We start from the raw sequence: 23,200 nt of genomic DNA, 5'->3' as shown, positions 1-23,200 counted from the left end.
CCGATGACCGATGTCTTGCGCACGATCCTGGCCCGCAAGGTCGAGGAAATCGAACAACGCAGCCGCGTGCGCTCCCTGGCCGACCTGCGCGCGCGCGCCGGCGCGCAGGCGCCCGCGCGCGGCTTCGTCGATGCGATCAAGCGCAAGCACGCCCTGGGCGAGGCCGCGGTGATCGCCGAGGTCAAGAAGGCCAGCCCGTCCAAGGGCGTGATCCGCGCCGACTTCCGCCCCGGCGAGATCGCGCGCAGCTACGAGGCCGGCGGCGCCGCCTGCCTGTCGGTGCTGACCGACGTGGACTTCTTCCAGGGCAGCAACGCCTACCTGGGCGAAGCGCGCGAAGCCTGCTCGCTGCCGGCGCTGCGCAAGGACTTCACCATCGATCCCTATCAGGTCTACGAGGCGCGCACGATCGGCGCCGACGCGATCTTGCTGATCGTCGCCGCGCTGGAAGACGGGCCGATGATCGAGATGGCCGGCCTGGCGATGGAACTGGGCATGGACGTGCTGGTCGAGGTCCACGACATCGACGAGCTGGAACGCGCGCTGCAGACCGACTGCGAGTTGATCGGCGTCAACAACCGCAATCTGCGCACGTTCGAGGTTTCGCTGGACACCTCGATCGCATTGCGCGCGGCGGTGCCGAAGGACCGCACGCTGGTGACCGAAAGCGGCATCGTCACGGCCGGCGACGTCGCCCGCATGCGCGGTGCGGGGATCGACACCTTCCTCGTCGGCGAGACCTTCATGCGCGAACGCGATCCGGGCACGGCCCTGCAGCGTCTGTTCGCGGCATGAGCGCGACGGCGGCGCCTCCGGTGTCGACCGCATCGCTGTCGGGCGCGCGCTTTCCCGCGCTGCGCGCCGACGCGCCGCTGATCGTGTTCGACTTCGACCACACCTTGTACGACGGCGATTCGGGCAGCCATCTGTTCGCCTGGCTGATCAAGCGCTCGTGGTGGCGGATGGCGCTGGCGCTGCTGATCGCGCCGGTGGCCGGGCCGATGGTGGCGTGGCTGAAGACGCGGCGCGTGGGGATTTCCGCGTTCGTGTGGGTCGGCACCATCGGCATGCGCCGCGCCGGCAGCCTGGACGCGGCGATCGACCGTTACGTCGCCTCGCACACGCCGCAGATCCGCGCGCGCCTGCTGCCGATCGCGCTGGACGTGCTGCACCATCATCGCGAACAGGGCGATCAGGTGGTGATCGCCACCGGCGCGCCGCCGGAGCTGGCGCGGGCGATCCTGGCCTTCGTCGCCCATGAAGACATGCCCGTGGTCGGCACCCTGGTCGGCCCGCGCCTGGGCGCGCTGGGCGCGCGCCGGCACTGCCACTCGCGCATGAAGATGACGATGCTGCGCGAAGCCGGCTTCACCGCGCCGGTGGAGATGGCCTATTCCGACAGCAGCGCCGACCTGCCGCTGCTGCAGGCCGCGCGCCATCCGGTGGTGGTCAATCCCAAGCCGCGGCGCGTGGAGATGTTCCGCCGCGTGCTGCCGCCGGGCACGCCGATCCTCAACTGGGGCTGCCCCGGCCGGGGCGGGGATGAGGTCGCTTCGGCGCCGTAAGCCACGAGATCTTTTGTAGGAGGGGCTTCAGCCCCGATGCTCTTGGCTCAAATCGCCGCGCACTTCCAGCAAGCGGCTCCGCCCTTGGGGGAATATGGCGATCGGATCGGAAAGCATCGGGGCTGAAGCCCCTCCCACAAAAGACCAACAACTTCGTCTCAGTCGCCCAGCGTCTTGACGAACTTCAACGACCCGTCCGAGTACCCGCAGCTGCGGTAGAACTCGTGCGCCTCGGCGCGGCGGGCGTTGCTGGTGACCTCGATGCGGCTGACGCCGTCGCGGCGGGCGCGGCGTTCGACTTCGCGCAGCAGCCGCCGGCCGATGCCCTGGCGATGGCAGGACTGGGCGACCACCAGGGCGGTGATCCGGGTCAGGTCGCTGCCGTGGGTCAGCGAATAACGGGTGTGGCTGGCGACCAGACCGCAGGCGTGGCCGTCGATTTCGGCCAGCAACAGGTAATGGCGGGGATCGTCGTGCAGGGTGGCGATGCGCTCGATGGCCTCATCGCGGGTGCAGGGATAGCCCAGCTGGCCGAGCAGTTCGGCTACGTCGCTGGCATCGCCCAGCTCCGCGAGCCGCACCGAGGGTGCGGTCTGCGCAGAGGGGGCGATACGTCCCATCGAGGCTTAGCGGGTCCCGTACAGGACGACCGTCTTGCCGCGAGCGTGCAGTTTGCCGTCGGCCTGCAGCTTCTTGAGCACGCGTCCGGCCATTTCGCGGGAGCAGCCGACCAGGCGCGAAAGCTCCTGGCGCGACACCCGCAACTGGGTGCCCTGCGGGTGACTCATGGCCTCGGGTTCCTTGGCCAGGTCGTGCAGGGCGCGGACGATGCGGTCGGTCACGTCGAGGAAGGCCAGGCGGCCGGCCTTGCGGCTGGTGTCGAGCAGGCGCCGGGAAATCTGCGCGCCGATCGCATACAGCAGCTTGGGCGCGTCCAGCGACAGCCGGGTCAGCAGCAGGTCGTAGAGGCGCTCATGGCCGATTTCGGCCAGTTCGCAGGTGGCCCGGGTTCGCAGGATCACCTCGCGATGGTCGCTCTCGATGAACAGGCCGAGTTCGCCTACGAACTCGCCGGGGCCGAAATAGCCCAGGACCAGTTCGCGACCGTCTTCTTCTTCGGTAATGATGCTAACCGAGCCGGAAACGACGTAATACAGAGTGCTGGCCGGATCGCCGGGGCGGAACACGTCCGTACGGGACGGGTAGCGCCTGCGGTGGCAGTGGGCCAGGAAACGTTCGATCGTCGCGCCGTCAGGCAACAACGGGCTATTGGTTCGGCGCAAAGCAGTCAAGGGGGCTACCGGGTTGGCGGACATTGGAATGGGCTTCGTTTTCGGCCGAGCTTAGGGCGATACGGCCGCTGGAGCAAATCCTGCCGCTGAAAATGACGGGCCGATAGAGAGCGATGATGGAAGTTCAGTGGCGGTCACGCTTTTGTCACCAATACAGTCCAAAAACACCATGCGTTTCCCCCCGGGGCCAATTGCCTCATAATCTCGGCCCTCGCCGTCCGTCCGGAATCTCACTCAGTGGTCAAGCCGTTGCCGCGCCTGCGGTTGCAGGGTTTTAACAACCTCACCAAGGCCCTCTCGTTCAATATCTACGATGTTTGCTTCGCGGCTTCAGAAGACGAGCGCCGCCGGTATATCGAGTACATCGACGAGGCGTATAACGCCGACCGCCTCACCCAGATCCTCACGGATGTGGCGGAAATCATCGGTGCGAATATCCTGAACATCGCCCGCCAGGACTACGACCCGCAAGGGGCGTCGGTCACGATCCTGATCTCGGAAGAGCCGGTGATCGACAAGAAGGACGCCGGCAAGGAGATCATCTCCGACGCCGTGGTGGCGCACATGGACAAGTCGCACATCACCGTGCATACCTATCCGGAAACCCATCCGGACAACGGCATCGCGACCTTCCGCGCCGACATCGACGTGGCGACCTGCGGGGTGATTTCGCCGCTGAAAGCCCTGAATTACCTGATCGAGAGCTTCGAGTCCGACATCGTGGTGATGGACTATCGCGTGCGCGGCTTCACCCGCGACATCAAGGGCAAGAAGCACTACATCGATCACAAGATCCACTCGATCCAGGACTACCTGGCCAAGAACATCAAGTCGCGCTACGAGATGATCGACGTCAACGTCTATCAGGAAAATATCTTCCACACGAAGATGCACCTGAAGGAATTCGACCTCGACACCTACCTGTTCGAAGAGAAGGCCAAGAACCTCTCGTTCAAGGAGCGCATGAAGATCGAGGCGCGCCTGCGCCGCGAGATCGAGGAGCTGTACCACGGGCGCAATCTGGCCGATTGACGGCCGGGATTGGGGATTGGGAATTCGGGATTCGCCAAGGCGATGATCGGACCCGATCCGCCGTGGCGCCCGGGGTCTCCCGGTCGTTCAGAAAAAGGCCGGCGCAAGCCGGCCTTTTTCGTTTGCGCAGTTTGTCTCCCTCTCCCGCTTGCGGGGCGGGAGAGGAAGCCAAAGCGGGGCGGCGAGGCTCGGGGCGGGCGCAAAAGCGGCCCGCCCGGGCTTTAAAGCCGGTAAGCCACCGTCTTCATCAGTTTCGACGCCGCCGCCATGATCGTCGGCACCGGCATCGGCAGGATCCGCGCCCCGGCGTTTTCGGCATTTTCGGCATGGCGGGCTTCGTCGGCCTTCATCGTGCGCAGGATCGCCCGGCTGCGCTGGTCGCCTTCGGGCAGCGATTCCAGGTGTTCGTCGATGTGCGCCTCGACCTGGCGCTCGGTCTCGACCACGAAACCCAGGTTCCAGCCGTCGCCGCGCAGGCCGGCCAGCACGCCGATGCTGAAGCTGCCGGCGTACCACAGCGGGTTGAGCAGGCTGGGCCGGCTGTCGAGTTCGCGCAGGCGGTCGGCGCACCAGGCCAGGTGATCGGTTTCTTCCTGGGCCGCTTCCAGCAGGTGCTCGCGAGTGGACTCGTCGCGCGCCACCGCCGCCTGGCCGCAGTACAGCGCCTGCGCGCAGACCTCGCCGACGTGGTTGATACGCATGAGTCCGGCGGAATGGCGTTTTTCGGCCGGTTCCAGCACCAGTTCGGCGGTGTTGCCGGCCGGATTGGGGCGTTCGGCGCCGGGGGCGCCGAAAACGGTGTCCAGGGCGCGCTGAGCTTCGCTGAGCACGCGATCCAAGGGGCTGAGGGCGCGAGGGTTCATGCGCCGATTCTACGGCGCGGGCGGGGACTGTTGTGGGAGCGGCTTCAGTCCAAAGCTTTTGGCTGTTGTGGGAGGGGCTTCAGCCCCGATGCTTTTAGCTGTTGTTGTGGGAGGGGCTTCAGCCCCGATGCTTTCCGATCCGATCGCGGCGACCTGAGCCAAAAGCATCGGGGCTGAAGCCCCTCCCACAACAGCGGAAAGCATCGGGGGCTGAAGTCTCTCCCGCACCAGCGAAAGTTGGCGGAAATCAGCCCGGCGGGATTTCTTCCAGGCACTGAGCCAGAAACTCCAGCGGATGCTGCACCGGCGCCGTCGTGCCGTTGCCCAGGTGCAGCCGGCAGCCGATATTCGCGCTGAGCAGACGGGTCGCGCCGCTGCGCAGGAATTGCTCGATCAGCGGCGCGCGGTATTCGGCCGCGCGCCCGGGGTCGGCGAACATCTGCGTGCCCGAGGCGCCGCAGCAGCCATAACCGGCGTCGAGTTCGATCACCTCCAGCCCGGGCACGCCGGCCAGCAGGCGCCGCAGCGCCGGCACCGACTTGACCACGTTGCGCTGGGTGCAGGGCAGATGCAGCGCCACCCGCTGCGGGGTCGCGCGCCAGCGCAACGCGGCGGCGCGTTCGCCGAGGAAGCTCAACGCATCGACCGTGCGCACGCCGCCGCCCAGGGCCCGGGCGACGCCGTCGTGACAGCCGCTGGCCAGGGTCAGTACGGTGTCGTGGCCGGCGAAGGCGGCGCGATTGCCGGCGGCCAGCCGCGCCGCGGAATCGCGGTTGCCGGCGTGCTCATGCAGCGCGCCGCAGCAGCCTTGGCCGGCGACCGGGTCGAGTTCGACCCCGAGCGCGCCGCACAGCCGGGCCAGGGCCGCGCGCAGCGGGCTTTCATAGGCTTGGGCGACACAGCCCACGAACAGGCCGACGCGGGTCGCCGGGGCCGGCCTGGACGGCCAGGGCACCGGCCGGGGCGGTCGCGGCAGCGGCCGCAGCGAGGCGGGCAGCCAGCCATGGGCGCGCCGGTACAGGCCGAGCCCGGCGTTCAGCCAGCGCGGCCGCGCCGCCAGGCCTTCGATCAGGCGCTGGCGCCAGGCCGGCAGGCGCCGTTCGCGCTGGCGCTGGCGCGCCTGGACCAATAATTGGCCATACTCCACGCCGGCCGGGCAGACCGCCTCGCAGCTGCGGCAGCCCAGGCAGTGATCCAGATGGGTGTCGGCGGCGGCGGTCGGGGCGATGGTGTCCAGCGCCCAGGCCCGGGTCAGCGCGATCCGGCCCCGCGGCGATTCGGTCTCCAGCCGTTCCAGGCTGTAGGTGGGGCACACCGGCAGGCACAGCCCGCATTGGACGCAGCGGTCGGCCAGGGCCACCAGCGGGTCCGGGACCGGCGGAGCAGGGGTCGGCGGGCGGGCGGCGGGCATGCGGCAGATGCTAGCGCAGCGGCCGCCGACTTGCGCAGGGGGCCCCAGGCCGCTATCATTCCGCCTCTTTCGTTCCACAAACACAACGCGCGGCGAAATTCCGCCCCCGCTTCCTGCTCGGAAGCCCGGCGAAATCAGCCCGACCACTGCACCCATATAAGAGTTTTCATGAAGACTTTCACCGCCAAGAACGAGACCGTCCAGCGCGACTGGTACGTCGTCGACGCGTCGGGCAAGACGCTCGGCCGTTTGTGCTCCGAACTCGCGCGCCGTCTGCGCGGCAAGCACAAGCCCGTCTACACCCCGCACGTCGATACCGGCGATTACCTGGTGGTAATCAACGCCGAAAAGATCGCCGTCACCGGCAACAAGCTGCAGGACAAGATGTACTACCGGTTCACCGGTTACGTCGGCAACCTGAAGAGCGAGACGCTGGGCCAGGCGCTTGAGCGCCACCCGGAACGCGTCATCGAGATCGGTGTGAAGGGCATGCTGCCGAAGAATCCCCTCGGCCGCGCCATGTACCGCAAGCTCAAGGTCTACAAGGGCTCCGAGCATCCGCACGCCGCGCAGCAGCCGCAGCCCCTGGACATCTAAGGTACGAACATGGCCATCCAACACAATTACGGCACCGGTCGCCGCAAGTCCTCCACCGCTCGCGTGTTCCTGCGCAAGGGCGAAGGCAAGATCACCATCAATCAGCGCACCATCGAAGACTTCTTCGGTCGCGAGACGGCGCGCATGATCGTGCGCCAGCCGCTCGAGCTGACCCAGTCGACCGACAAGTTCGACGTCAATGTCACCGTCTCCGGCGGCGGCATCACCGGCCAGGCCGGTGCGATCCGTCTGGGCATCGCCCGCGCGCTGGTCGAGTACGACGAAACCCTGAAGTCCGAGCTGCGCAAGGCCGGCTTCATGACCCGCGACGCCCGTGAAGTCGAGCGTAAGAAGGTCGGTCTGCACAAGGCTCGCCGCGCAACGCAGTTCTCCAAGCGCTAATCGCCGTGCGCTGCGTTTTTCGCAGCATCCGGTTTTTGCAGCTTCGACGTTTTGCGCTAGAATCCGTTCCATAGCCCCGTCGCCAAGCGGTAAGGCACCTGACTCTGACTCAGGCATTCGGTGGTTCGAATCCATCCGGGGCTGCCATACCCAAGCCGGCCACTGCAATCCAACGCAGTCGGCCGCAACGAAAAACCCGCCAAACGGCGGGTTTTTTGTTTTCCGGGCCGGGCGATGCGGCGATAGCGTGGCGCAAACGGCGCCCGCACAGGCCCGTACCTGCGCTCGCCGGCGGTCCAGCCGCGCCCGACAACGGCCCGACTCGCACACCGCCGCGCCCGGCGACCCGTCGAACCGTGCCGTCCGTCGCGTCTGCGATCTGCCGCCTCGCGCATTCTGCCTCTGCGCCGCGCCCGCTCGGCTACCATCCGCGCGCAGGGGCGAAGCGGCGTCGGGGGACGCGCATGAGCGAGGATCTGACTCGATTGCTGCACGACTGGCGCGGTGGCGATATCGCCTCGCGCGATCGATTGTTCGCGCAGGTCTACGACACCCTGCGCGGCATGGCCGCGGCGCGCCTGGGCGCGCGCGGCGGCGACCGCACGCTGCAGGCGACCTCGCTGGTCAACGAAGCGCTGATCCGGCTGATCGGCAGCGACGTGGATTGGCAGGACCGCGCGCACTTCTACGCGCTGGCCTCGCTGAAGATGCGTTCGGTGCTGGTGGACGAAGCGCGGGCGCGGGCGGCCGACAAGCGCGGCGCGCGGCCGGTGATGCTGACCTTGTCGCAGGCCGATCTGCAGGGCGGGCAGACCGTCGGTTTCGACGTGCTGGCCTTGCACGATGCGCTGCAACGTTTGTCCGAACGCGACCCGCGCGCCGCGCGCGCGGTCGAGATGGCTTATTTCGGCGGCATGGAGCAGCGCGATATCGCCTGCGTGCTGGAAGTCTCCACGCCCACGGTCGAGCGCGACCTGCGTTTCGCCCGCGCCTGGTTGAGCCAGCAGTTGAGTTGAACCGGCCCCGCGCCGCGCAGGAGACGATATGCAAACTCAGCGTTGGCAGGAACTGCGCCGCTTGTTCGATGCGGTCTGCGATCTGCCGGCCGAGCGCTGGCGCGAGCAGTTGCGCGCGCTCAGCGACGACGATTCGCTGATCGAGGAAGTCCTGCAACTGCTCGGCGCGCAGACCGAGGCCTTCGGCCAGGTCGCGCGGCCGCTGGGCGAGTTGCTCGCCGACAGCGGCGGCAGCGAACTGCAGGCCGGCGACCGGCTCGATGCCTGGTTGCTGGTCGAGCGATTGGCCAGCGGCGGCATGGGCACGGTGTTCACCGCCGAACGCGTCGATGGGCTGTTCCGCCAGCAGGTCGCGATCAAGCTGTTGCGCAGCAACGCGGTCAATCAAGCGGAATTCGCCCAGCGCCTGGCGGCCGAACGGCAGCTGCTGGCCGAACTGCAGCATCCGAACATCGCCCGCCTGTACGACGGCGGCACCACCCCGACCGGGCAGCCGTATCTGGTGATGGAGTACGTGCCCGGGCGGGCGCTGGACGACTACTGCGACCGGCGCGCGCCGGACCTGCGCCAGCGCCTGCATCTGTTCCAGCGCATCTGCGGCGCGGTGCAGAGCGCGCACCAGCGCCTGATCGTGCATTGCGACCTCAAGCCCGGCAACGTGCTGGTGCTGGACGATGGCGAGCCGGTGCTGCTGGATTTCGGCATCGCCCAGGTGCTGGACCGGCAGCAAGGCGACGGCGAACGCAACAACACTTTCTGCACGCCGGCTTACGCCAGCCCGGAACTGCTCGGCGGCGCGCGGGTCAGCGTGGTCAGCGATGTGTTCGCGCTCGGCGTGCTGCTGACCGAGCTGCTCGCCTGCAATACGCTCGCGCGCACGCTGGCCGATCGCGACACGCCGGTGCCGCTGCCGAGCGAGCTGGCGCAGGCCGATTGCGCGTGGCGCTCGCAATTGCGCGGCGACCTGGACGCGATCGCCGCGCGCGCCTGCGACCTGGACCCGCGCAAACGCTATTCCTCGGTCGAGGCTTTGTCGCAGGACATCGGCCGCCATCTGGACTGGCGCACGGTGACCGCGCGGCCGCCGACCTGGAGTTACCGCAGCACCCGTTATCTGCGCCGGCATTGGCGCGAAACCGCCGCGACCGCGACGGTGCTGTTGCTGGCCGGCGGATTCGTCTGGCGCGTCACCACCGAGCGCGCGCGCGCCCAGCGCGAGGCCGCGGTCGCCGAGCAGGTCAGCGAATTTCTGGTCTCGGCCTTCGACGCCGCTGACCCGCGCATGCGCGGCGCGCGCGCCGATGAGGAGGTCAGTGCGCGGCAAGTGCTCGACGCTTCGGCGGCGCGCATCGGGCAAGGGTTGAACGACACGCCGGCGATCCGCGCGCGGTTGCGCGCGGTGCTCGGCCGCGCCTATCGCAACCTCGGCCAGCCGCAGCGCGCCGAGGCGCTGCTGGATCAGGCGGCGAAGGAGTTTCTCGATCCGGCGGTGGCGCGTCCGGATCAGGCCGCGCAGGCGCTGGCGGAATTGTCGCGTTCGATGAGCGATCGCCAGTACGGCCCGCAGGCGGTCGCGGTCGCGCGGCGCGCGTTGGCGCTGAGCGAAGGCGAGGGCGAGCCGCGCGCGCTGGCCGATGCCTACGACACCCTCGGTCTGGCCTTGGTGGCCGACAGCCAGTACGACCCGGCCGAACGCGCCTTCGAACAATCCCGGCGATTGCGCGGCAAGTACGCGATGGCGCAGTCGCCGGAGCAGCGCGCCGCGATGCTCGGCCATCTGGCGCAACTGTATCTGCGCCGCGGCGAACTCAAGCGCGCCGAGCAGACCTTCCGCGAGGCCTTGCAGCTGTCGCGACAGATCGGCGCGAACACGGTGGCGGTGCAGCTCAATCAGTTCGGCTTGGCCAAGGCCTTGTTCGGGCAGGGGCGCGCCGAGGACATGCGTCGCGAGCTGGTCGAGAATCTGACGCTGGCGCGCGATCTGTACGGCGAGCAGAGCGACATGGTTGCCAACATCCATTCCGATCTGGCCAACGCCGCGCAGGATCTGGGCGAGACGCGCCAGGCCGACGAGCACTACCGCGCCGCGCTGGCGATCCTGGGCGTGGTCGCCGGCAAGCGCAGCCTCGACTACGGGCGCGTGCTCAACAACTGGGCGGTGCTGGCCGACGAACGCGGCGATGTCGGCGAGGCCGAGCGACGCTGGCGCGAGGCCTTGTCGATCCGGCGCGAACACCTGGGCCCGGACGAACGCCGTGTGTTGCGGGTGGAAAGCGCGCTCGGACGGCTGCTGGCGCGCTCCGGCCGCACCGAGCAGGCGCAGCCGTTCATCGAGCACTCCATGTCGATCTGGCGCAAGCAGCACGGCGAGGATCACGCCGGATTGTTGATGGTGGAACTGACCCGGATCGAATGGCTGCTCAGCCGCGACCGCCTCGATGAGGCCGGCGCGGAATTGGCGGCGCTGAATGTCGCGCAGGGCGAATACAACGCCTTCATGCTCGCGCGCATTCCGGCGTTGCAGGCCGAACTCGCGCAGCGCCGCGGCGACTGGGGCGAGGCCGAGCGCGGCTGGGCGCGGGTAGTCGCCGACAGCGCGCAGGCCAGCGGCGAGCAACAGCTCAAGACCGCCAAGGCGCGGGTGCCGTACGCCGAGGTGCTGCTGGCGCGCGGCGATGTCGCCGGGATGCGGCGGCAACTGCAATCGGCCGCGCCGGTGCTGCGGCGCGAATTGCACCGCGAGTCGGAATTGTTGCGGCGATTGAATGCGCTGGAGAGTGGGCAGGCCAGGTTGCAGATGGCGGTGAGGTGACTGGGCAGGATGGAGGGCGGGCCCTGCACGTATTACTTCCGTCATTCCCGCGAACGCGGGAATCCAGTGTCTTTAGTCGCCACCGCACGAAAGTCGCTGGATTCCCGCGTTCGCGGGAATGACGATCTGGAGAGGCACGTAGCGTTCTCTGCCAGAAGATGTTCGCACCCGCGACCGCACTGCCGCCGACGAGCATCGTCCAGACAAAAAAACGCCGCCCGTAGGCGGCGTTTCTCATTGCGCTGAACCTAACCCCGCGCTGAGCTGACTATCAAGCCGGGCCGAATGAACCGAACCAAGCCAAGCCCAGCCCAGCCCCCCTCAAGCAATCACTCGATCGCTTGCACATCCACCAGTCGCAAGCCCTTGGTGGCGTACTTCTCCGACGACTGGAACAGACCCTGCCAGCCCTTGACCGCTTCCAGCGCATGGCCGCCGGAACCGGCGCGGAACACGCCGACATAGTTGCGCACGCCGGCATCGACGAAGGTGTCGACATCGATCAGGCGGTAGCCGTTGTCGGACAACTCGTCCCACTTCGCGGTGAAGCCGCTCCACGAGGTCGAACGCCACAGCGCGGTGCTGTCGGTGCCTTCGCGGTACACGCCGACGAACTGGCGCTGACCATTGCCGATGTCGAAGCTTTCCATGTCGATCAGGCGCAGCCCCAGGCCCTTGGCGATTTCGCGCTGATTGGCGAAGGCGCTGAAACCGGTGTGGCTCCACAGGCCGGCGTTGCCGGTGCCCGGACGGAACACGCCGACGTAGTGGCGGGTGGTGCCGCTCAGGTAGGTGGTCATATCCACCAGGCGCTGACCGTCGTCGCTGAGTTGCTTCCACACCGCGGTGAAGTTTTCCCAGCTGTCGGCGTTGTACAGAGCACCGCTGCCGGTTTCGCGCTTGAACACGCCGACGAAGTGACGGTCGCCGTTCTCGACATAGGTGTCGATATTCTCCAGGCGGAAGCCGTCGGCGATCAGCTCGGTGCGCTTCTGGGTGAAGGCGGTCCAGCTGGGCTTGTTGATGCGCATCTCGATCTCGTTGCTGGCGCGCCACACTCCCAGGTAGGTCCTGTTGTCGGTTTCGGCGGCGTCGAACGCGTACGGGGTGCTGGCCGGATACAGCAGGCTGAAGGGATGCGGCGCGGAGTGGTTGCTCAGCGCGGTCCAGTCGGTCGGGTCCATGCTGTTGGCGCCGGCCATCGCGGTGGCTTCGGTGCGGGTCAGGCTCTGCAGCTGGGCGAAGGTCATCGGACGCGGACGCACGGAGTTGCCGACGCACGAACCCGGCGAGGTTTCCTGGCTGACGTGCACATGCACGTGCGGGCCGCTGGATTGGCCGGTGTAGCCGACCTTGCCCAGATACTGGCCTTGCTTGATGACCGCGCCGGGCACCAGCAGTTCGGCCGGGATCGAGCCGGGCTGCATGTGCGCGTACAGGGCGACTTCGTTACCGGCCTGGATCTTGAGGAAGTTGCCGCCGGCCGAATACTGGCCGGTGCTCGGCGCGATCGGCTCGGGTTCGATTTCCTTCGACACGCGCGGATAGTTCTTCCACTCCGGCAGATCGTTGAGGCCTTCGCAGACGATGCCGTCGGCCATCGCGTACAGCGGCAGGCCATAGGCGCGGCGGCCTTCGGGCTTGGTCGAATCCGCGCCCGGGCGGCGATCGTCCCAGGAGTCGCCGTCCCAGCCGGTGACGCTGTTGTCCAGGCCATAGGCCTGGCTGCCGCCGACGTGGTTGCTCGAGGTCTGCCAGGCTTCGTTGAAGCGCAGATCGGTGGCCTTGCCCGGGAAGCGCAGCGGGCCGTTGTCGTTGGTGGCGGCGGCGAAGGGCAGGTTCTTGATCACCGGCGCGGAGAAGCCCTGCACGTAGACCGCGACCTTGACCGTGGTCGGGTAGGGCGCGCTGATGATGATCGGGAACGAGGCCGGCACGTCCGGCGCGTTCGGGTCCGCGTTTTCGTAGTCGCAATTGCAGTTCTGGAACGCGTACTGGGTGCCCGGGGCGATTTCGACCGGGGCCAGGAAGTTGGACGCGAGCTGGTTGAGGATCTCGACCTTGGTGATCTTCAGCGGCGTGGCGCCGTCGTTGCGGATACCCATGCGCAGCGACACGCGGCCTTGCTTGGCGCCGCCGACCTGGGCCGGGCCGAGCGCTTCGAACACGACCCTGCCGTCCTTGATCGGGTTGACCACGTCGATGGTGAGGGCCTGGGCGTTGGCGCCGGTGGCGACGCACAGGGCGAGCGCGGCCGGCAGGGCGCGCAGGAGCAGCGAAGAGGACTGGATTTTCATGGTGGACTCCATAGGCATGATTGGAAAATCACGCGGTCGCAGAGGGACGAGCCCTCAACTGGTGAGGCCGGGATTTGGGATTGGGGATTCGGATTGGTGAAGCGGCTGCGTCGTTTCTGGCTTGCCAATCCCGAATCTCTAATCCCAAATCCCGGCTCTTCCCGGCTGGGTCTGTCCCGGCGAACCCGGGCGTGACCACGCCGCGCTTAACTCAACAAACCGCAGAAGGGCGGCCGCACCCATCAGCGGATCTCAAATTTTTTTCGGGCCGGCCCGGAAGGCGGCAAAATGGCCGGCGAAGCGGGCGGCGGCGGGCTTCGGCGGGGCGCGCAAACGCTGTCCCGGCGGGGCTTGGGCGGCGGAACGGCGGGTTTGCGGCCGGCCCGGGCCCGCTGCGTGTCGCCTGCGACCCGTGCGGCTGCCAATGGCGCCGCTAGTGGTTACAATTGAAACCATTGCGCCGCGGCGCCCTGAAACGACATCGAGGTCTGGATGAAGCTTGGTTCCCTGAAGGAAGGCGGCCGCGACGGCACGCTGATCGTCGTCTCGCGCGACCTGAGCCGCGCCGTGCGCGCCACCGGCATCGCGCCGACCCTGCAGCGCGCGCTGGAGGACTGGTCCAACACCGCGCCGCGCTTGAACGCCTTGTCCGATGCGCTCAACGAGGGCAGCGCCGAGGGCGCGTTCGACGTCGATTTCGCCGCGCTCGCCGCGCCCTTGCCGCGCGCGTATGAGTTCGTCGATGGCAGCGCCTACCTGCCGCACGTCGAGCGCGTGCGCCGCGCCCGCGGCGCCGAGGTGCCGGAGAGCTTCTACAGCGACCCGCTGATGTACCAGGCCGTCAGCGCCGGCTTCTACGGCCCGCGCGACCCGGTGCGCGTGGTCAGCGAGGACTACGGCATCGACCTGGAAGCCGAAGTGGTGATCGTCACCGACGACGTGCCGATGGCAGTCACCCCGGACGACGCCGCCGGCCACATCCAGCTGATCGGCCTGGTCAACGATGTCTCGCTGCGCAATCTGATTCCGAACGAACTGGCGAAGGGCTTCGGCTTCCTGCAGTCCAAGCCGCGTTCGGCGCTGAGCCCGGTGTTCGTGACTCCGGACGAACTCGGCCCGGCCTGGATCGACAGCAAGGTCCATCGCCCGCTGACGACCCACATCAACGGCGAATGGTTCGGCGCGCCGGAAGCCGGGATCGACATGCAGTTCAACTTCGCCCAGCTGGTGGCGCATGCGGCCAAGACCCGGCCCTTGTCGGCCGGCACCATCGTCGGTTCCGGCACGGTCGCCAACGAGGACACCAGCCTGGGCGCGTCGTGCTTCGCCGAGCGCCGCACCGTGGAAACGCTGGAGCACGGCAAGCCGCTGACCCCGTTCATGAAGTTCGGCGACGTCGTGCGCATCGAGATGCTCGACGCCGACGGCAGCAGCCTGTTCGGCGCGATCGAGCAGCGCATGGAGCGGCCTTCCGCCTGACGGCATCGCGCGCGGGACGAGTGGTCGCCCGTTCCGACGTGTTGCGGCGCGCATCCCGGTAAGGTGCGCGTCGACGCCTGGACGCGTGCGTGGAAACCAGGCGCCAGTCGCAGCCCCGGCGTTGCGATCGACCCCGAACGCACGCGTTCCTCGTTACTCTCCACTCGGTTCTCTTTCAAGGCCATCCGGTGAGCGATCAACTGCGGCTGTATTCGTACTGGCGGTCCAGCGCGTCCTATCGCGTGCGCATCGGGCTCAACCTGAAGGGCCTGGAGTACGAGATCGTCCCGATCCATCTGGTCCGCAACGGCGGCGAGCAGCACGATCCGGCCTATCGCGCGCTCAACCCGCAGGGGCTGGTGCCGGTGCTGCAGCACGGCGCGCGCACGCTGACGCAATCCATCGCGATCCTGGAATACCTGGACGAAACCTGGCCGCGGCCGAACCTGCTGCCGGTGACCGCGCGCGATCGCCATCGCGTGCGCGCGATCGCCCAGACCATCGCCTGCGAAATCCACCCGCTCAACAACCTGCGTGTGCTGCAGTACCTGGACGGCACCTGGAACGTTCCGCAGCCCGAGCGCGACGGTTGGGTCAAGCACTGGATCATCGAAGGCTTCACCGCGGTGGAGACGATGCTGGCCGAGGACGCCGCCACCGGCACCTACTGCGAAGGCGACGCCCCGGGCCTGGCCGACTGCTGCCTGATCCCGCAGTTGTACAACGCGCGCCGCTTCGGCGTGCCGCTGGAAGCGTTCCCGACCATCCTGCGCATCGAACAGGCCTGCCTGGCCTTGCCCGAGTTCGACAAGGCGTTGCCCGAGAATCAGCCCGACCGCCCGCCGGGCTGAGCATCTGCGGCAGAGTCGGGCTCTTGTAGGAGGGGCTTCAGCCCCGATGCTGTTGGCTCAGATCGCCGGAAAGTCTGTCGCGCGTGATCGAAAGGCATCGGGCCTGAAGGCCCTCCCACAAAAGCCTTCGAGGGCGGAGCCGGGCTCTTGTAGGAGGGGCTTCAGCCCCGATGCTGTTGGCTCAAATCGCCGGAAAGCCTGTCGCGCCTGATCGAAAGGCATCGGGCCTAAAGGCCCTCCCACAAAAGCTTTCGAAGGCAGAGCCGGGCTCTTGTAGGAGGGGCTTCAGCCCCGATGCTGTTGGCTCAACTCGCCGGAAAGCTTGTCGCGCCTGATCGGAAGGCATCGGGCCTGAAGGCCCTCCCACAAAAGCCTTCGGCGGCAGAGCCGGGCTCTTGTAGGAGGGGCTTCAGCCCCGATGTTGTTGGCTCAACTCGCCGGAAAGCTTGTCGCGCCTGATCGGAAGGCATCGGGCCTGAAGGCCCTCCCACAAAAGCCTTCGGCGGCAGAGTCGGGCTCTTGTAGGAGGGGCTTCAGCCCCGATGCTGTTCGCTCAAATCGCCGGAAAGTCCGTCGCGCCTGATCGAAAGGCATCGAGCCTGAAGGCCCTCCCACAAAAGCCTTCGAGGCGGAGCCGGGCTCTTGTGGGAGGGGCTTCAGCCCCGATGCTGTTCGCTCAAATCGCCGGAAAGTTTGTCGCGTCTGATCGAAAGGCATCGGGCCTGAGGGCCCTCCCACAAAAGCTTTCGAGGGGGCAGAGCTGGGCTCTTGTGGGAGGGGCTTCAGCCCCGATGCTGTTCGCTCAAATCGCCGGAAAGTTTGTCGCGCCTGATTGAAAGGCGTCGGGCCTGAAGGCCCTCCCACAAAAGCTTTCGAGGGGGGCAGAGCCGGGCTCTTGTGGGAGGGGCTTCAGCCCCGATGCTGTTGGCTCAGATCGCCGGAAAGTTTGTCGCGCCTGATCGAAAGGCATCGGGCCTGAAGGCCCTCCTACAAAAGCACAGGCGCCCAATCCGGCGCCGGCAAAAAAAATCGGCCGCTGAATCAGCGGCCGATCTTCGTTGTCGCTATGCCAGAAACCGGTCAGTGCGCCGCGGACGCGTCGTACATGTCCGCATACGGATCGTGCTCGCCGGTGCCGCCCTCGGACAGGCGGAATTTCAGCGCCAGGCCGTCGCGCGAGTCGGCCGCCTTGAGCGCCTCCTCCATCTCGATCTTGCCTTCCTTGTACAGGCGGAACAGGCACTGGTCGAACGACTCCATGCCTTCTTCCAGCGACTCTTCCATCGCCTGCTTGATCTCATGCACCTGGCCGCGACGCATCAGGTCGCGCACGTGCGGGGTGTTGATCAGGATCTCGGCCGCCGGCAGGCGACGCCCGTCCACGCCGATCACCAGGCGCTGCGAAACCACCGCCTTGAGGTTCAGCGCCAGATTCATCAGCACGTTCTTGTGCGCGGCTTCCGGGAAGAAGTTGAGGATGCGCTCCAGCGTCTGGTCGGCGTTGTTGGAGTGCAGCGTCGCCAGGCACAGATGGCCGGTTTCGGCGAAGGCGATCGCTGCTTCCATCGTGGTCGCGTCGAGGATTTCGCCGATCAGGATCACGTCCGGCGCTTCGCGCATCGCGTTCTTGAGCGCGTTGTGGAAGGCATGGGTGTCCAGGCCGACCTCGCGCTGGTTGACGATCGACTTCTTGTGCTTGTGCAGGTACTCGATCGGGTCCTCGATGGTGAGGATGTGACCGGCCGTGCTGGAGTTGCGGTGGTCGATCATCGAGGCCAGCGTGGTCGATTTGCCCGAACCGGTGGACCCCACGATCAGCACCAGCCCGCGCGGGGCCATGATGATGTTCTTGAGCACCTGCGGCAGCTGCAGCTCTTCGATGCTCGGAATGATGCTGCGAATGGCGCGGATGACCATGCCGACTTCGCCGCGCTGCTTGAACACGTTGATGCGGAAGCGGCCGGCGTCGGGCAGGGCAAGGGCCATGTTCAGTTCGAGGTCACGCTCGAACAGCGGCACCTGGCCCTCGTCCATCAGCGAATACGCGATCTTCTTGACCATGCCCGGAGGCAGGCCCGTATTGCCGAGCGGGTACAAACGGCCTTCGACCTTGATGTACACCGGCGCGCCGGTCGTCAAGAACATGTCCGACGCGTTCTTTTCCGTCATCAGCTTCAGGAAATAGCCGATGTCCATGCATTCATACCCCTTGTTGACGGCGCGCGCCGTTGCAAGCACGCTGCCGGCTTGACGACAATGTCCGTGCGTCATCCCTTCCGCACAGCGCTCCCCTAATGCCCACAAGCTTCGCACAAATTCGTTTGCCGCTGCTGGCCGCAGTTCTCGCTTCCGGTCTGGCCGGCTGCGCGTCCACGCCTCCGCCCACCGGCGATCTGTCCGCCGCGCAGCAGGCGGTGATGCGCGCCGACGACGCCGACGCCGACCAGTACGCGCCGCAGGACCTCGCCGCCGCGCGCAGCGCCCTCAGCGGCGCCCAGGCGGCGATGTCGCAGGGCAAGGACGAAGACGCCCGGCGCCTGGCGCTGACCGCCGCGGCCGAGGCCGATCTGGCCTTCGCCCACAGCCGCGAGACCCTGACCACCGCCGAACTCAATCAGCGCCGGGCCGAGATCGCCGAGTTGCGCCGCCGCCTGCAGAGCGGAGGTGGCCAATGAGCGCGCGTCTGTTCGCCCTGCGCATCGCCGCCGCCGGCGCCCTGTCGCTGGCCTGCCTGAGCGCGCTGGCCGCGTCGGCGGACGATCCGGACGTGGCCCGGCTGGTCCAGCGCGTCAACGTCAGCGAGGCCAGTCCCGATGCCGCGCAATACGGCGCGTATGAGCGCTTGAAGGCGCGTCAGGCCATCGACGCGGTGCGCACCGCGCGCAGCCGCGACCGCGCCTGGGTCCTGCGCATCGCCGATCGCCGGGTGGAAATCGCCGAAATTGTGACGCGCACCCAATTGGCGCAGCGCGAGATCGACCGTCTGGACCGCGAGCGCAGCGATCTGCTGGTCGAAGCCAGCCGCCGCGACGCCGACCGCGCCCGCGCCGAAAGCGAGCGCCTGCGCGTGCAGGCGCAGATCCAGGCGGAAGAAGCCGAGCGCCTGCGCCTGGCCGCCGAGCAGGAGACCCAGGCCCGGCAACAGGCCGAAGGCCTGCTCGACAACGTCGCCGGCCAGCAGGCCGCCAAGCTGCGGGCCGCGCGCGAGCGCGACGCCGAGCTGGCGCGCAAGGAGGCCGAACTGCTCGGCCAGACCGGTCAGACCGTCGATACCCCAAAGCCGGCCAAGCCCAAGCCGAAGAAAAAGTAACCGCTTCGCCTTCGGGCGCTGCCCGATATGCGACCACGAGCCAGCTTGTCCGGCTCGTGCTGCTTTTGTGGGAGGGGCTTTTGTGGGAGGGGCTTCAGCCCCGATGCTTTTCGATCAGAACCTGATGAAGCACGAAGCGATCGGATCGAAAAGCATCGGGGCTGAAGCCCCTCCTACAAAAGACCCGGCGCGGGCGCTTTCGCCGCTCTCAGCCGACGAACGGCCGCGTGCGATACGGCCTCATCGCAAGTGGCACCGAGCCTTGGCGACAGTCACCGCAAGTGTGACCGCCATATCAAGTAAAACAATGGTTTGCGATCGGTTTTCCGCTCGTCGGCCATTCCTGGCGGGCACCTGAAAACGCTTGCGGACCGCCCTTGCCGGATCCAGAACACAGGAGTAGGGTCAATTATCCGGGCGCTCCGCAAGCGCTCGGCGAAGAGCCAGGCCGATGACGCAAACGCCCCTTCCGCAGGACTCCGCCGCCGCACACTCAGGTGCGGTCGAATTGCGTGAAGCCGGCGCCGCACCGCGCCTGACCCACCATCTCACGCTCCCCCGCAACGCCCTGGTCTCGCGACCGGGGCGTTTGCATTCGTGCTGAAGGAGGCTTTCATGTTCGAAGAACGACCGCAGCCTGAAATCGACGCGCTCATCAAGAGCAACCCGGAGTTCAAGCAGCTCTACCAGCGCCACAGGGACCTCGACAAGAAGGTCATGGACGCCGAACTTGGTGTATTGCCGATCGACGACACCACCTTGGGCCAGATGAAGCGCGAGAAGCTCGCGGCGAAGGATCGGCTGATCCAACTTTACGATCAGCAACATTGATGCCGTTCGCGTGCGTGCGGCCCACCTTCGGATGAGGCGATCACGCATGCAGCGCAGCCGGCGCGACGCCGGTTGCGCACCGGTCGGGCCCGGAAGTCCCGACTCAGTCCAGATGGACCCGACCCGCCCGCGGTCGCGGCTCCAGGCTTAGCGCGGGCGGCGGCGGTCATCCTCGTCGATCGCCGCCGCCCGCGGCTACCAACCCCCGAATGCACCCGATCCCGCCGCCCGGCGGCGTTTTGCCCTGCGCGCCTGTAGGAGGGGCTTCAGCCCCGATGCTTTCCGATCAGCCAGGCGGAAACTCCGGTCGCCTTGGTGCCGCAGCCGAGAACCGGCACAAAAGCATCGGAGCTCAAGCCCCTCCCACAAACGCACCCCAGGCGGCAACGCCCGCGCGGGCGCCGGCTAGAATGGTCCGATTCGCCGCACGGTAGCGGCTAGCAGGAATCTCATGGCCATCCATTCCTCGGTACTCGAACTCATCGGCAACACCCCGATCGTCAAGGCGCAGCGCCTGGACGCGGGCGTATGCGAGCTCTACCTCAAGCTCGAATCGCAGAACCCCGGCGGTTCGATCAAGGACCGCATCGGCCTGTCGATGATCGAAGCGGCGGAAAAGGCCGGCCGGATCAAGCCCGGCGACACCCTGGTGGAAGGCACCGCCGGCAACACCGGCATCGGCCTGGCCCTGGTCGCCCAGCAGAAGGGCTACAAGTTGCTGCTGGTCGTGCCCGACAAGATGAGCCGCGAGAAGATCTTCAACCTCAAGGCCATGGGCGCGCAGGTGGTGCTGACCCGCTCGGACGTGGCCAAGGGCCATCCGGACTACTACCAGGACCTGGCCGAGCGCATCGCGAAGGAAACCCCGGGCGCGTACTTCATCAACCAGTTCGGCAATCCGGACAACCCGGCCGCGCACGAGTTCGGCACCGGCCCGGAAATCCTCGAACAGATGGGCGGCGAGCTCGACGCGATCGTGTTCGGCTGCGGCAGCTCCGGCACCATGACCGGGCTGTCGCGCGCCTTCGCCAAGCTCTCGCCCGCCACCGAGTTGATCCTGGCCGATCCGGTCGGTTCGATCCTCGAGGAATACATCAACCGCGGCACCTTGTCGGACAAGTCCGCCAGTTGGATGGTCGAAGGCATCGGCGAGGATTTCCTGCCGCCGATCTCCGACTTCACCCGGGTCAAGAAGGCCTACGCGATCAACGACCAGGAAAGCTTCCTGACCGCGCGCGAGTTGCTGGAAAAAGAAGGCATCCTCGGCGGCTCCTCGACCGGCACCCTGCTGGCGGCGGCGCTGAAGTATTGCCGCGAGCAGACCGTGCGCAAGAAGGTGCTGGTGTTCGTCTGCGACACCGGCAACAAGTACCTGTCGAAGATGTACAACGACTACTGGATGCTCGACAACGGCTTCATCCAGCGCCAGCAGCACGGGGATTTGCGCGATCTGATCCTGCGGCCGTATTCGCAGCGCGATACGGTGGTGGTGGGGCCGAACGATCTGTTGGTCACCGCCTACCAGCGCATGAAGCTTTACGACGTCTCGCAGCTGCCGGTGATGGACGGCGAGCACATCGTCGGCATCGTCGATGAAAGCGACGTGCTGCTGCACGTGTACGGCGACGAATCGCGTTTCCGCGACCCGGTGTCGACCGCGATGGTCAGCAAGCTCGACAAGATTCCGGTCGCCGATCCGATCGAATCGCTGCTGCCGGTGTTCGATCGCGGCCATGTCGCCATCGTCATGGATGGGGACAAGTTCCTGGGGCTGATCACCCGTATCGATCTGTTGAACTTCCTGCGCCGCCGGGTGCAGTAAGGGCGGCTGAGCTGGCCGATGAGGGGGCGTTGAGGTCGTGTGGGGTGGGGCGGGTGGGCCATCGGCCCGTGCGGCGCCCAGCAGCATTCGCGCCTTCGGCGCTCATCCCCTCACCCCGGCCCTCTCCCGCAAGCGGGAGAGGGAGTCGATCGGCCGGGCCGCCGCCGCAGAGGTGCCGCGCGACCCGTCCGCGTCCAGTCCCGGCCCACCGCCTGAACCGCGCATTCAGCTAGTGGCCGCCACGTGGACTGTGTGCGCCGTCTCAGCCCCGCCGTGTGGGGCTCCACAGCACGCCTGCACACCCGCTGAAGTGCCGCCATGTGAACCAGGGGGCTCACAACCGCAATGTTAGAATTCGCGGTTGCGCCAATCGGCCGAATAGCTCGGTCGATCACTCAGCGGACGGAACGATTCAATGAGCCAACAACAGCCGCAAGGCGGAGCCCGCAAGCTCGGCCTGGGAACCCTCGCCATTCATGCCGGACAGTCGCCCGATCCGAGCACCGGCGCGGTCATGCCGCCGATCTACGCGACCTCGACCTACGCCCAGAGCAGCCCCGGGCAGCATCAGGGCTTCGAATACTCGCGCAGCCACAACCCGACCCGCTTCGCCTACGAGCGCTGCATCGCCGGCCTGGAAGGCGGCAGCCAGGGTTACGCCTTCGCCTCCGGCCTGGCCGCGACCTCGACCATCCTGGAGATGTTCGACGCCGGCAGCCACGTGATCGCGATGGACGACGTCTACGGCGGCACCTACCGCCTGTTCGAGCGCGTGCGTCGGCGCAGCGCCGGGCTGGATTTCAGTTGGGTCGATCTGAGCGACGCGGCCGCCTTCGAAGCGGCGATCCGCCCGGAAACCAAGCTGGTGTGGATCGAGACCCCGACCAACCCGCTGCTCAAGCTGGTCGATGTCGCCGAGATCGCCGCCATCGCGCGCAAGCGCGGCCTGGTGGTGGTGGTCGATAACACCTTCTCCTCGCCGATCCTGCAGCGGCCGCTGGAACTGGGCGCGCACATCGTCATGCACTCGGCGACCAAGTACCTCAACGGCCACTCCGACATCGTCGGCGGCATCGCCGTGGTCGGCGACGACGCCGAACTGGCCGAGCGCATGACCTTCCTGCAGAACGCGGTGGGCGGCATCCAGGGCCCGTTCGACAGCTTCCTCGCCTTGCGCGGCCTGAAGACCCTGCACCTGCGCATGAAAGCGCACTGCGACAACGCCCAGGCCCTGGCCGAATGGCTGCAGACTCATCCTTCGGTGGAGAAGGTGATCTACCCGGGCCTGAAGTCGCACCCGCAGCACGAACTGGCCAAGCGCCAGATGCACGGCTTCGGCGGCATGGTCAGCATCTACGTCAAGGGCGGCATGGACGGCGCGCGCCGGATGATGGAGCGCTGCGAACTGTTCACCATCGCCGAATCGCTCGGCGGCGTGGAGAGTCTGGTCAATCACCCGGCGGTGATGACCCACGCCTCGATTCCGCCCGACCGCCGCGCCGCGCTGGGCATCACCGACAATCTGGTGCGCCTGAGCGTGGGCGTGGAAGATCTGGCGGATTTGCGGGCTGAGCTTGAGCACGCGCTTGCGAACTGATCCGAATGGTCGCGTCCGCGAAA

The 23,200-nt window shown here is 67.1% G+C and carries 20 protein-coding genes and 1 tRNA gene; 15 read left to right on the top strand and 6 right to left on the bottom strand.

What is annotated here, in order from left to right:
• Nucleotides 1-3 precede the first annotated feature (3 nt).
• Nucleotides 4-795, top strand: a complete 792-nt coding sequence (gene trpC, locus J7J50_RS07655) for an indole-3-glycerol phosphate synthase TrpC (protein ID WP_215059600.1) — start codon at nucleotides 4-6, stop codon at nucleotides 793-795.
• A 35-nt stretch (nucleotides 796-830) separates the two neighbouring features.
• Entirely contained in the window at nucleotides 831-1,565 is a 735-nt protein-coding gene (locus tag J7J50_RS07650) for an HAD-IB family phosphatase (RefSeq protein WP_251044479.1), read from the top strand.
• A 158-nt stretch (nucleotides 1,566-1,723) separates the two neighbouring features.
• Here J7J50_RS07650 and J7J50_RS07645 read toward each other — a convergent pair whose 3' ends face one another.
• A complete protein-coding gene (locus tag J7J50_RS07645) occupies nucleotides 1,724-2,185 on the bottom strand; it encodes a GNAT family N-acetyltransferase (protein ID WP_215059595.1) in 462 nt (153 codons plus the stop codon).
• Nucleotides 2,186-2,191: 6 nt separating this feature from the next.
• On the bottom strand, nucleotides 2,192-2,857 hold the full coding sequence (gene crp / locus J7J50_RS07640) for a cAMP-activated global transcriptional regulator CRP (RefSeq protein WP_056106010.1): 666 nt from the start codon (nucleotides 2,855-2,857) through the stop codon (nucleotides 2,192-2,194).
• Between the two features lie 237 nt (nucleotides 2,858-3,094).
• On the opposite strand from crp, the gene speD reads away from it, so the two are divergent.
• Nucleotides 3,095-3,889 (top strand): adenosylmethionine decarboxylase, encoded by a 795-nt coding sequence (gene speD / locus J7J50_RS07635; RefSeq protein WP_215059592.1) that lies wholly within the window; start codon nucleotides 3,095-3,097, stop codon nucleotides 3,887-3,889.
• A gap of 221 nt (nucleotides 3,890-4,110) precedes the next feature.
• On the opposite strand, the gene coq7 is transcribed toward speD, so the two are convergent.
• Together coq7 and J7J50_RS07625 are read right to left on the bottom strand one after the other, a co-directional pair.
• Nucleotides 4,111-4,752, bottom strand: coding sequence for a 2-polyprenyl-3-methyl-6-methoxy-1,4-benzoquinone monooxygenase (gene coq7, locus J7J50_RS07630; RefSeq protein ID WP_057944219.1), 642 nt, complete (start codon nucleotides 4,750-4,752; stop codon nucleotides 4,111-4,113).
• A gap of 247 nt (nucleotides 4,753-4,999) precedes the next feature.
• Nucleotides 5,000-6,163, bottom strand: coding sequence for a (Fe-S)-binding protein (locus J7J50_RS07625; protein WP_215055963.1), 1,164 nt, complete (start codon nucleotides 6,161-6,163; stop codon nucleotides 5,000-5,002).
• 168 nt (nucleotides 6,164-6,331) lie between these two features.
• On the opposite strand from J7J50_RS07625, the gene rplM reads away from it, so the two are divergent.
• The 5 genes from rplM (at nucleotide 6,332) to J7J50_RS07600 (ending at nucleotide 10,990) form a co-directional block, all read left to right on the top strand.
• Nucleotides 6,332-6,760, top strand: coding sequence for a 50S ribosomal protein L13 (gene rplM, locus J7J50_RS07620; protein ID WP_215055964.1), 429 nt, complete (start codon nucleotides 6,332-6,334; stop codon nucleotides 6,758-6,760).
• A gap of 9 nt (nucleotides 6,761-6,769) precedes the next feature.
• Nucleotides 6,770-7,162 carry a 30S ribosomal protein S9 gene (rpsI, locus tag J7J50_RS07615; RefSeq protein WP_057944216.1) on the top strand — a complete coding sequence of 131 codons (393 nt, stop codon included), beginning with the start codon at nucleotides 6,770-6,772 and terminating at the stop codon, nucleotides 7,160-7,162.
• A 72-nt stretch (nucleotides 7,163-7,234) separates the two neighbouring features.
• Nucleotides 7,235-7,309, top strand: a tRNA-Gln gene (locus J7J50_RS07610).
• A gap of 317 nt (nucleotides 7,310-7,626) precedes the next feature.
• Nucleotides 7,627-8,178, top strand: a complete 552-nt coding sequence (locus tag J7J50_RS07605) for an ECF-type sigma factor (RefSeq protein WP_215055965.1) — start codon at nucleotides 7,627-7,629, stop codon at nucleotides 8,176-8,178.
• A gap of 28 nt (nucleotides 8,179-8,206) precedes the next feature.
• The gene (locus J7J50_RS07600; protein WP_215055966.1) at nucleotides 8,207-10,990 is read left to right on the top strand and encodes a serine/threonine-protein kinase; all 2,784 of its coding nucleotides are present in this window, start codon (nucleotides 8,207-8,209) and stop codon (nucleotides 10,988-10,990) included.
• 329 nt (nucleotides 10,991-11,319) lie between these two features.
• On the opposite strand, the gene J7J50_RS07595 is transcribed toward J7J50_RS07600, so the two are convergent.
• Nucleotides 11,320-13,287, bottom strand: a complete 1,968-nt coding sequence (locus J7J50_RS07595) for a peptidoglycan DD-metalloendopeptidase family protein (protein ID WP_215055967.1) — start codon at nucleotides 13,285-13,287, stop codon at nucleotides 11,320-11,322.
• Between the two features lie 492 nt (nucleotides 13,288-13,779).
• On the opposite strand from J7J50_RS07595, the gene J7J50_RS07590 reads away from it, so the two are divergent.
• Together J7J50_RS07590 and maiA are read left to right on the top strand one after the other, a co-directional pair.
• A complete protein-coding gene (locus tag J7J50_RS07590) occupies nucleotides 13,780-14,766 on the top strand; it encodes a fumarylacetoacetate hydrolase family protein (RefSeq protein ID WP_215055968.1) in 987 nt (328 codons plus the stop codon).
• Between the two features lie 188 nt (nucleotides 14,767-14,954).
• Nucleotides 14,955-15,617 (top strand): maleylacetoacetate isomerase, encoded by a 663-nt coding sequence (maiA, locus tag J7J50_RS07585; protein WP_215055969.1) that lies wholly within the window; start codon nucleotides 14,955-14,957, stop codon nucleotides 15,615-15,617.
• A 1,080-nt stretch (nucleotides 15,618-16,697) separates the two neighbouring features.
• Here the strand turns inward: maiA and J7J50_RS07580 are convergent.
• Nucleotides 16,698-17,813, bottom strand: coding sequence for a PilT/PilU family type 4a pilus ATPase (locus J7J50_RS07580; protein ID WP_057944209.1), 1,116 nt, complete (start codon nucleotides 17,811-17,813; stop codon nucleotides 16,698-16,700).
• 98 nt (nucleotides 17,814-17,911) lie between these two features.
• Here J7J50_RS07580 and J7J50_RS07575 point away from each other — a divergent pair, with 98 nt between their 5' ends.
• The 5 genes from J7J50_RS07575 (at nucleotide 17,912) to J7J50_RS07555 (ending at nucleotide 23,177) form a co-directional block, all read left to right on the top strand.
• The gene (locus J7J50_RS07575; RefSeq protein ID WP_215055970.1) at nucleotides 17,912-18,292 is read left to right on the top strand and encodes a DUF4398 domain-containing protein; all 381 of its coding nucleotides are present in this window, start codon (nucleotides 17,912-17,914) and stop codon (nucleotides 18,290-18,292) included.
• Nucleotides 18,289-18,927 carry a hypothetical protein gene (locus J7J50_RS07570; protein WP_215055971.1) on the top strand — a complete coding sequence of 213 codons (639 nt, stop codon included), beginning with the start codon at nucleotides 18,289-18,291 and terminating at the stop codon, nucleotides 18,925-18,927. The genes J7J50_RS07575 and J7J50_RS07570 overlap by 4 nt, the downstream gene beginning before the upstream one ends.
• Nucleotides 18,928-19,542: 615 nt before the next feature.
• Nucleotides 19,543-19,758 carry a YdcH family protein gene (locus J7J50_RS07565; RefSeq protein ID WP_215055972.1) on the top strand — a complete coding sequence of 72 codons (216 nt, stop codon included), beginning with the start codon at nucleotides 19,543-19,545 and terminating at the stop codon, nucleotides 19,756-19,758.
• A 451-nt stretch (nucleotides 19,759-20,209) separates the two neighbouring features.
• Nucleotides 20,210-21,580, top strand: coding sequence for a pyridoxal-phosphate dependent enzyme (locus J7J50_RS07560; RefSeq protein ID WP_215055973.1), 1,371 nt, complete (start codon nucleotides 20,210-20,212; stop codon nucleotides 21,578-21,580).
• A gap of 415 nt (nucleotides 21,581-21,995) precedes the next feature.
• Entirely contained in the window at nucleotides 21,996-23,177 is a 1,182-nt protein-coding gene (locus J7J50_RS07555; protein ID WP_215055974.1) for a cystathionine gamma-synthase, read from the top strand.
• The last annotated feature ends 23 nt before the right edge of the window (nucleotides 23,178-23,200 follow it).

Source organism: Lysobacter sp. ISL-50, from assembly GCF_018612875.1.
Taxonomy (GTDB): Bacteria; Pseudomonadota; Gammaproteobacteria; order Xanthomonadales; family Xanthomonadaceae; genus Lysobacter.
Note: the sequence above shows the minus strand (reverse complement) of the source record. Positions and strands in the feature narration are given on the sequence as shown.